The organism is Bradyrhizobium sp. YR681, assembly GCF_000282615.1.
Lineage (GTDB): Bacteria > Pseudomonadota > Alphaproteobacteria > Rhizobiales > Xanthobacteraceae > Bradyrhizobium.
In genome coordinates this window covers 1-8,438 of the sequence record NZ_AKIY01000260.1, presented here as the reverse complement: position 1 = coordinate 8,438, position 8,438 = coordinate 1, and the positions used below count along the sequence as shown (strand labels likewise).

Below are 8,438 nucleotides of genomic sequence, written 5' to 3'. Positions count from 1 at the left end.
CGGCGGCAGGAAGCCGCCGCGGGTCGGGTGGCCGTCGGGCCCGAGCATCGACATCGGAAACACCGGCTGCGCCAGGCACCAATGCACCGTGAACGGCGCGGCGTCGCCCTTTTTGGGCTCGCCGACCTCCTGGAACAGCGTCGCGCGCAGGCCCATGACGAGCTGCGCGGTGACGATGTCGGTGGCCTCGGTGCTGCGGCCGATCCATTGCCTGAGGTGATCGATGTCGAGCTTTTCGGTCATGACGCCTCGCTCTGTTACTTCCTGGGACGTTCGCCGATGGCCGGCACGGCGCCATAGCTGCGCGTCTCGCCAACGACGATCGGCGCCGGCGCGGGATAGCTGACGCGGCCGTTCGGCGTATCCACCTCGATACGGCGCAGATGCGGATGGTTGGTGAGGTCGGCCATGGTGTTGACCTCGGCGAAGGCGATGTCGGCCTCCGACAGCCGCTTCAGCAGCTCGTCGCGCGTCATCTTGCCGAAGGCGTCCGCCACCGTCGTGTCGGTGAAATCGCGGTTGCGCACGCGCTCGACCATGTTGGCGACACGGGGATCGGCCGGCAGGTCGGGCTGGTCAATCACTTTCGCGCACAGCGTCTTCCACTCGCGCTCGCTCTGGATCGAGATCAGGATGTCCTTGCCGTCCTTCGAGGTGAACACGCCATAGGGCGCGATCGAGGGATGGCGCAGGCCCATGCGCTTGGGCGGATTGCCGGCTTCGGAGTTGAGCAGCGGCACGGTGCACCAGTCCGCCATCACGTCGAACATGGAGATGCGGATGTCGGCGCCCTTGCCGGTGCGCCCGCGCCCGATCAGCGCCTCCAGGATCGCCGCATGCGCGGTGGCGCCGGTCGCGACGTCGACGATCGACATGCCGACGCGCGAGGCGCCATCAGGGTTGCCGGTGATCGAGGCGAGCCCGCTCTCGGCCTGGATCAGCAGGTCATAGGCCTTGCGGTGCGCGTAAGGGCCCTCGTCGCCATAGCCGGTGATCGTGCAGGAGATCAGCCTTGGATAGTCCTTCAGCAGCCGCTCGCGCGAAAAGCCGAGCTTGTCCATCGAACCGGGCTTGAGGTTCTGGATCAGAACGTCGGCGCTGGCGATCAGCTTTTCGAGTTCGGCGCAACCTTCTTTCGTGGCAAGATCGACCACCGCGGATTGCTTGCCGCGGTTGAGCCACACGAAGTAGCTGCTCTGGCCCTTGGCGGCCGCGTCATAGCCGCGCGCGAAATCGCCCTCGGGCCGCTCGATCTTGATCACCTCGGCGCCGGCATCCGCCAGCCGCGAGGAGCAGAACGGCGCCGCCACCGCCTGCTCGACCGCAATCACCTTGATCCCGTCCAATGCTCCCATGGCGCGACCTCAGTACGAGCGGGGCATGCCGAGCACATGCTCGGCGACAAAGGAGAGCACGAGGTTGGTCGAGATCGGCGCCACCTGGTAGAGCCGCGTCTCGCGGAACTTGCGCTCGACGTCGTATTCCTCTGCAAAGCCGAACCCGCCATGGGTCTGGATGCAGGCATTGGCCGCTTCCCACGACGCATCGGCAGCCAACATCTTGGCCATGTTGGCCTCCGCGCCGCAGTCGAGCCCGGCCTCGTATTTGCGCGTGGCTTCCTTCACCATCAGCTCGGCCGCGCGCATGGAGGCGTAGGCTTTTGCGATCGGGAACTGGATGCCCTGGTTCTGGCCGATTGGCCGGCCGAAAACGCTGCGCTCCTTGGCGTAGTTCGTCGCCTTGGCGATGAACCATTTGGCGTCGCCGACGCACTCGGCGGCGATCAGGATGCGCTCGGCATTCATGCCGGAGAGGATGTAGCGAAAACCCTTGCCTTCCTCGCCGATCAGATTCTCCGCCGGCACCTTCATGTCGGTAAAGAACACTTCGGTGGTGGCGTGGTTCATCATGGTGCGGATCGGGCGGATCTCGAGCCCGTTGTTCTTGGCCTCGCGCATGTCGACGATGAAGACCGAAAGGCCGTCGGTGCGCTTCTTGGCCTGCTCCTTCGGCGTGGTGCGTGCCAGCAGCACCATCAGGTCGGAATGCTCGGCGCGGCTGGTCCAGATCTTCTGGCCGTTGACGATATAGCTGTCGTTGCCGTCCTTGCGCGCAAAGGTCTTCAGCGAGGAGGTGTCGGTGCCGCTGGTCGGCTCGGTGACGCCGAACGCCTGCAAGCGCAATTCGCCGCTCGCGATCTTCGGCAGGTATTTTGCCTTCTGCTCGTCATTGCCGTGCCGCAGCACGGTGCCCATCGTGTACATCTGGGCATGGCAGCCGCCGCCGTTGCACCCCGCGCGCTGGATCTCTTCCAGGATCGCCGCCGCCGCGGACAGCTTCAGGCCCGCGCCGCCATATTCCTCGGGGATCAGCACCGAGAGATAGCCGGCCTCCGTCAGCGCATCGACGAAGGCTTTTGGATAGGCCATCTCGCGATCGAGCTTGCGCCAGTATTCGCCGGGAAACTGCGCGCACAGCTTTGCGACGGCTTCGCGGATGTCGGAATGATCTTCGGTGTGGTGATCTTCACTCATGGCGTTTCCCGTATTGAGCGGCAGTTAAGATAACGCCGGCCGATCCTCTGGCGTTGTGAAAACATCGCCAGCCCCCTATGCTCATTTGCTATAGCGTATGAAGTAGCCTTCCAGGATTGGCAAGCATGGATTTCCGGCAGCTCAGGACCTTCAGTTGCGTGGCCGAGCTCGGCAGCCTCTCCAAGGCCTCCGACACGTTGCGCGTGGCGCAGCCGGCGCTCAGCCGTCAGATCAAGCTGCTGGAGCACGAGCTGCGCACCGAGCTGTTCACGCGCAACGGCCGCGGCATGGTGCTGACCGAGGCCGGGCACCTGCTGCTGGCGCGCACCTCCGGCATCGTGCGGCAACTCGACCAGATCCGCGACGACATCCAGTCGGCCAAGGGACCGCCGTCGGGGCAGGTCGTGCTGGGCCTGGTTCCGACCGTCAGCTGCGTGCTGTCGGCGCGCTTTGCGCGGCGCTGCGTCGAAAAATTTCCGGGCATCTCGCTGCGCATCGTCGAGAGCTACAGCGGCCATATCGTCGAATGGCTGCATCGCGGCGAGATGGATCTTGCCATCCTCTATGGCCGTTCCGCCGATCTGCATCTCAACGTGCAAAGCCTCGGCCGCGACAACATCGTCGCCGTCGGACCGCGCGGCTGCGGGCTCGCGCGCAAGAAGAGCGTCGACATCGGCTGGCTGCTGCGGCAGCGGCTGGTGCTGCCCAGTCATTCCCACGGCCTCCGCGCGCTGATCGAGCACGCCGCAGCCCAGCGCAAGATCAAGCTCAACGTCCAGCTGGAAGCGGATTCGTTCCGCGTGCTGACGAGCCTGGTCGAGGAGGGGCTGGGCTTCGCGCTGCTGCCGCCGTCGTCGGTCCACGCCGAGGTCGCGGACGGACGGCTGGAAATCGCCATAGTGTCGAAGCCGATGACGCGCGAGCTCATTTTCGCCTCTCCGATCGACCGCCCGGCCTCGACGGCCTCGCTCGCCGTCACCGCATTGTTGCGCGAGGAAGTCGCCGCCTGCCGCAAGGAAGGCGTGTGGGACATCAAGTTGAGTTAGATGCCGTGTCGTAGAACAGTTAGGCGCTGACTTGCCTTCGCATCTGGCGCGACCTGTCATGCCGGAATTTTATAGCTGACTTGAGAGCGCTGGGCGTTTGGCGCGTACATCTCGTCCCAACCTCGTCATTGCGAGCGCAGCGAAGCAATCCAGAGTCCCTCAGCAGAAAGATTCTGGATTGCTTCGCTGCGCTCGCAATGACGGAGGAGAGAGCCTGCGACGGAGGATAGAGCTCAGCCCGGTATCCTCACCGGCAGCGACTCATACCCCTTGATGAAGCTCGAATAGATCCGCTTCGGCTCGCCGACCACCTCGATCCGGTCGAACCGCTTCAGCATCTCCTCCCACACGATCCGCAGTTGCAGTTCGGCCAGCCGCATGCCGACGCAGCGGTGGATGCCGAAGCCGAAGGAGAGGTGGGTGCGCGGGCGCGGGCGGTCGATGATGAAGTCGTTCGGCTTCTCGAACATCTCCTCGTCGCGGTTGCCGGAGACGTACCACATCACGACGCGGTCGCCCTTCTTGATCTGCTTGCCGCCGATCTCGGTATCCTGGAGCGCGGTGCGCCGCATATGCGCCAGCGGCGTCTGCCAGCGGATCACCTCGGGCACCATGGAATCGATCAGCTCAGGATTGGCGCGCAGCTTGTCGAACTGGTCCGGGTTCTCGCTCAGCGCCAGCACCGAACCGCTCATGGTGTTGCGCGTGGTGTCGTTGCCGCCGACGATGAGCAGGATGATGTTGCCCATGAGGTTATCGGGGTCCATGAAGCGCGTGGCGTCGTTATGGGCCATCAGCGACAACAGGTCGTTGCGCGGCGCGGAGTTGACGCGCTCGTTCCACAGCTTGGACATGTAGGCATAGCACTCGTCCATCTCGCGGCGTCGCTCCTCCGCGGAGGCGACGATGCCGCTCTTGGGCAGGGCGGTCGCGACATCGGACCAGCGGGTCAGCTTGCGGCGCTCCTCCCAGGGGAAGTCGAACAGGGTCGCCAGCATCTGCGTGGTCAACTCGATCGAGACGCGCTCGACGAAATTGAAGGTTTCGTTGCGCGGCAGATTGTCGAGCACGGTCTGCGAGCGCTGGCGGATCAGCTTTGCCAGCTCGTCCAGATGCGTCGGCGTGAACATCGGCGACACCGTCTTGCGCTGCGCCGAATGCTGCGGCTGGTCCATGGCGATGAAGCTCGGCCAGTCATAGCCCTGCGGCACGTCACGGATGCCGATGCCGCCGAGCGTCGAGTCCGACGAGAAGATGCCGTGACTGGTGTCGACATGCATGATGTCGTTGTATTTCACCACCGACCAGTACGGCTCGATCGGCGCGTTGGTGCAGTAATGCACCGGCTCTTCGTTGCGCAGCCGCTCGAACCACGGCCACAGCGTGTCGTCCTGGAACAGCCGGGGCGCGCCGGGGTGGAATTGTGCCAGCGGCGTCGCATAGGCCTCCTCGCGCGCCCTGCGCATGCGTTCGGCCTTGTCCACTTTAACCGGCGCTTGGATGTTCATGGCGGTGGCTCCAGTGTTGGTTTCTAACCTCTCCCGCTTGCGGGAGAGGTCGGCGCGTAGCGCCGGGTGAGGGTTTTCTCCTCTTTGGGGCTCTCGCCCGGGGAAACACCCCCACCCCAGCCCTCCCCCGCAAGCGGGAGAGGGGGCGCAGTATCCTCGTGGATGTAGCTCGAACTCACGCCGCAATCTTCACGGGCAAGGTTTCAAGACCCTTTACGAAACTCGAATACACCCGCTTGGGTTCACCGACCACGTCGATACGGTCGAAACGTCCAAGGATCTCTTCCCAGATAATCTTGAGCTGGAGTTCGGCAAGCCGCAAGCCGACGCAGCGGTGGATGCCGAAGCCGAAGGAGAGGTGCGTGCGCGGGCGGGCGCGGTCGATGATGAAATCGTAAGGTTTCTCGATCGCCTCCTCGTCGCGGTTGCCCGAGACGTACCACATCACGACCTTGTCACCTTTCTTGATCTGCTTGCCGCGGAACTCGAAGTCGGCAAGCGCGGTGCGGCGCATATGCGCCAGCGGCGTCTGCCAGCGGATCACCTCCGGCACGAAGCTGTCGAGCAGCGCGGGGTTTTCGCGCAGCTTGCGATATTGCTCCGGATGCTGGCTCAGCGCGAGAAGCGAGCCGGACATCGTGTTGCGGGTGGTGTCGTTGCCGCCGACGATCAAAAGGACGAGATTGCCGAGGAAGTTCTTCGCGTCCATGTGGCGCGTGGCGTCGCTGTGCGCCATCATCGAGAGCAGGTCGCTCTTCGGCGGCTGCTCGCTGCGCTCCTTCCACAGCCGGGAGAAATAGGTCGCGCACTCCATCAGTTCAGCCTGCCGTTCGTCCTCCGTTGCAACGAGGCCGTCGGGGCCGGGAATGGTGGTCGCGATATCCGACCAGCGCGTCAGCTTGCGGCGGTCCTCCCAGGGGAAGTCGAACAGCACCGCGAGCATCTGTGTGGTCAGCTCGATCGAGACCTGGTCGACCCAGTCGAACACCTCGCCGCGCGGCAGATTGTCCAGGCACTCGGCCGAACGCTTGCGGATGTTGAGGGCGAGATTGTCCAGGTGCGTCGGGGTGAACATCGGCGCCACGGTCTTGCGCTGCGCGGCATGGCGCGGCGGGTCCATCGAGATGAAGCTCTCGCGGCGCAGATCCGGGTCGATGTCGCGGATGGTGATGCCGCCGAGCGCCGAGGCCGAGGAGAACACCGCATGGTTGGTCTCGATCTCCATGATGTCGTTGTAGCGCGTCACCGACCAGTACGGCCCGAACATCGAATCCTTGCAATAGTGCACGGGGTCTTCGCGGCGCAGGCGATCGAAATAGGGCCAGAACGTATCGGTCCTGAACAATTCGGGATCGCCCGGATCGAACTGCTCCAGCGCAAGCGATGATGCGCGCTCGCGCAATGCGTCGAGCTTGGCCGCGCTCTCGATGGTCCCGTGCATGACCGTTCTCCCTGGCGTTCCCTCGCGCGCGATTTTTTATGAATTCTGCGCTGCGGTATTTGATTTGCAATTACAACCCGTTGTCTGCGCCGGAGCAAGGGAGAGTTTTGCCACATCCAACCTTTGAGCGTAGCCCGGATGGAGCGAAGCGAAATCCGGGATTCGGGCCGCCGCTACCGCTGTCCCGGATTGCGCTTCGCTCCATCCGGGCTACGAAGCGTGATCTCCCGCACGCCTTTTCGCGTGGAATCATGCCAGAAACCCGCCGAAATCGAGGTGAAATCGAACCCGCCCATCTTGGGGATCGACCAACCTCTGATCTATAGTTTGACCGGAATAGGCCAGCATCCCGAGGTTGCCGCCGTGAACGACATGCAATGGGCCCCCATTGGCTCCGAACCCTTACCCCCGCCGCTGCCGCCGACGCGGGTCGATTTCACCGGCGACCGCTCACTGTTCCGCAAAATGGTCACCAAGGGTGCCATGCTGGAGCTGGTCACGTTCGGCTTCTACCGGTTCTGGCTGGTCACCGACATCCGCCGTCATCTGTGGTCGAACACCGCGATCGACGGCGATGCCGCCGAATACACCGGACGGGCCAAGGAGCTTCTGGTCGGCTTCCTGTTCGCGCTCGCGATCCTGGTGCCGATCTATCTGGCCTATTTCCTCGTCGGTATCGAGTTCGAGCGCTGGCAGGGCTTTGCCTCGACGCCTTTGTTCATCAGCTTCTACGCCTTCGGCCAGTTCGCGATTTTTCGCGCGCGGCGTTACAGGCTCACGCGCACGGTCTGGCGCGGCGTCCGCTTCTGGATGGACGGCTCGGGCTGGGCCTATGCGTTCCGCGCGATGGCGTGGGGCCTTTTGGTGTTCCTCACCCTCGGCCTGGCGCTGCCATGGCGCGAGGCATCGCTCGAACGCTACAAGATGCAGCACACCCATTATGGCGATCTGCGCGGCGACTTCGAAGGCGACGGCTGGACCTTCTTCAAGCGCGGCTGGTGGCTGTGGCTGCTCAGCCCGATCGCGGTCATAATTTTCCCGCTCGCCCCATTCTTCTATGCCGAGTTCAAGGCGCGCGAATGGCGCTGGTGGCTCGACGGCATCCGCATCGGCGGCGTGAGCCTGTCCTCGGAGCTGCCGCATGACGCATTCTACGGCGTCTACTGGAAAGTGATCGGCTGGTGGATGTTGCTGAGCGTTGTATTCGGCCTCTATCTGGGCGGCGCGGCCTGGCTGGTCAATGCGGTCGGAATGGCGCCGACCGGACCCGACGCGATCGCGCGGAGTATTCCGCTTCTGGTGGTGATGGTGATCGGCTATCTTGCCATAGTGCTTGCAATGAACGTCGTCATGCGCGTGTATCTCCAGCATGATATCTGGGTGAAGGTGCTTGAGACGCTTCAGGTGCACGACATCGGCGCAGCGGCGGATGTGCAGGGGCGCGGCGATCTCGCCAGCGCACTTGGCGAAGGCTTTGCCGATGGGCTCGATGTCGCAGGATTCTAGCTCGTGACCGACACCTCTGCCGAGGCGGCGCAATCCGCAAAGCCGACGATCTTCTTCGACGGCGTGTCGAGCCGCAGGCGGCAGGTCACGCTGACGCCCGCTGATGCGCTCGAGATCGTCGAAGAGGGCGGAACGCCCGTTCGCTGGGCCTATGACGATATCCGCCGCGCCGACAGTCCGGTCGGTGTCCTGCGTCTTTCCTCGACCTCTGCGCCGCCGTTGGCGCGGCTCGAGATCCGCGACGTTGCGCTGGCCGCCGAGGTGGCCGCCCGCTGCGCCCGTCTCGACGAGCACCAGACCACGCGCCGCGGGGTGGCAAAGATCGTCGGCTGGTCGGTGGCCGCCGCCGTCTCCATCGTCTGCGTCGTGCTGTTCGGCGTGCCGCTCGCCGCCGATCGGCTTG

General features: G+C 64.2%; 7 protein-coding genes and 1 pseudogene. 3 read left to right on the top strand and 5 right to left on the bottom strand.

From position 1 onward, the window contains the following. From PMI42_RS28315 to PMI42_RS28305, 3 genes and pseudogenes are all read right to left on the bottom strand, one after another. Positions 1–243, bottom strand: a pseudogene (locus PMI42_RS28315) (FAS1-like dehydratase domain-containing protein); the annotation flags it as partial. Positions 244–257: 14 nt separating this feature from the next. Continuing rightward, positions 258–1,355, bottom strand: a complete 1,098-nt coding sequence (locus PMI42_RS28310) for a CaiB/BaiF CoA transferase family protein (RefSeq protein WP_008140700.1) — start codon at positions 1,353–1,355, stop codon at positions 258–260. A 9-nt stretch (positions 1,356–1,364) separates the two neighbouring features. Beyond that, positions 1,365–2,534 (bottom strand): acyl-CoA dehydrogenase family protein, encoded by a 1,170-nt coding sequence (locus PMI42_RS28305; protein ID WP_008140697.1) that lies wholly within the window; start codon positions 2,532–2,534, stop codon positions 1,365–1,367. A gap of 125 nt (positions 2,535–2,659) precedes the next feature. On the opposite strand from PMI42_RS28305, the gene PMI42_RS28300 reads away from it, so the two are divergent. Next, positions 2,660–3,580 (top strand): LysR substrate-binding domain-containing protein, encoded by a 921-nt coding sequence (locus PMI42_RS28300; RefSeq protein ID WP_008140695.1) that lies wholly within the window; start codon positions 2,660–2,662, stop codon positions 3,578–3,580. A 233-nt stretch (positions 3,581–3,813) separates the two neighbouring features. Here PMI42_RS28300 and PMI42_RS28295 read toward each other — a convergent pair whose 3' ends face one another. Together PMI42_RS28295 and PMI42_RS28290 are read right to left on the bottom strand one after the other, a co-directional pair. Beyond that, positions 3,814–5,088: a cytochrome P450 gene (locus PMI42_RS28295; protein ID WP_008140692.1), complete on the bottom strand. Its 1,275-nt coding sequence runs from the start codon at positions 5,086–5,088 to the stop codon at positions 3,814–3,816. A 175-nt stretch (positions 5,089–5,263) separates the two neighbouring features. Next, entirely contained in the window at positions 5,264–6,529 is a 1,266-nt protein-coding gene (locus PMI42_RS28290) for a cytochrome P450 (RefSeq protein WP_008140690.1), read from the bottom strand. A gap of 363 nt (positions 6,530–6,892) precedes the next feature. Between PMI42_RS28290 and PMI42_RS28285 the strand changes: the two genes are divergently transcribed. Beyond that, positions 6,893–8,035 (top strand): YjgN family protein, encoded by a 1,143-nt coding sequence (locus PMI42_RS28285; RefSeq protein WP_035966892.1) that lies wholly within the window; start codon positions 6,893–6,895, stop codon positions 8,033–8,035. A 3-nt stretch (positions 8,036–8,038) separates the two neighbouring features. Beyond that, positions 8,039–8,438 (top strand): DUF7092 domain-containing protein (locus PMI42_RS28280; protein WP_008140686.1); only part of this gene is annotated, 400 nt, incomplete at its 3' end.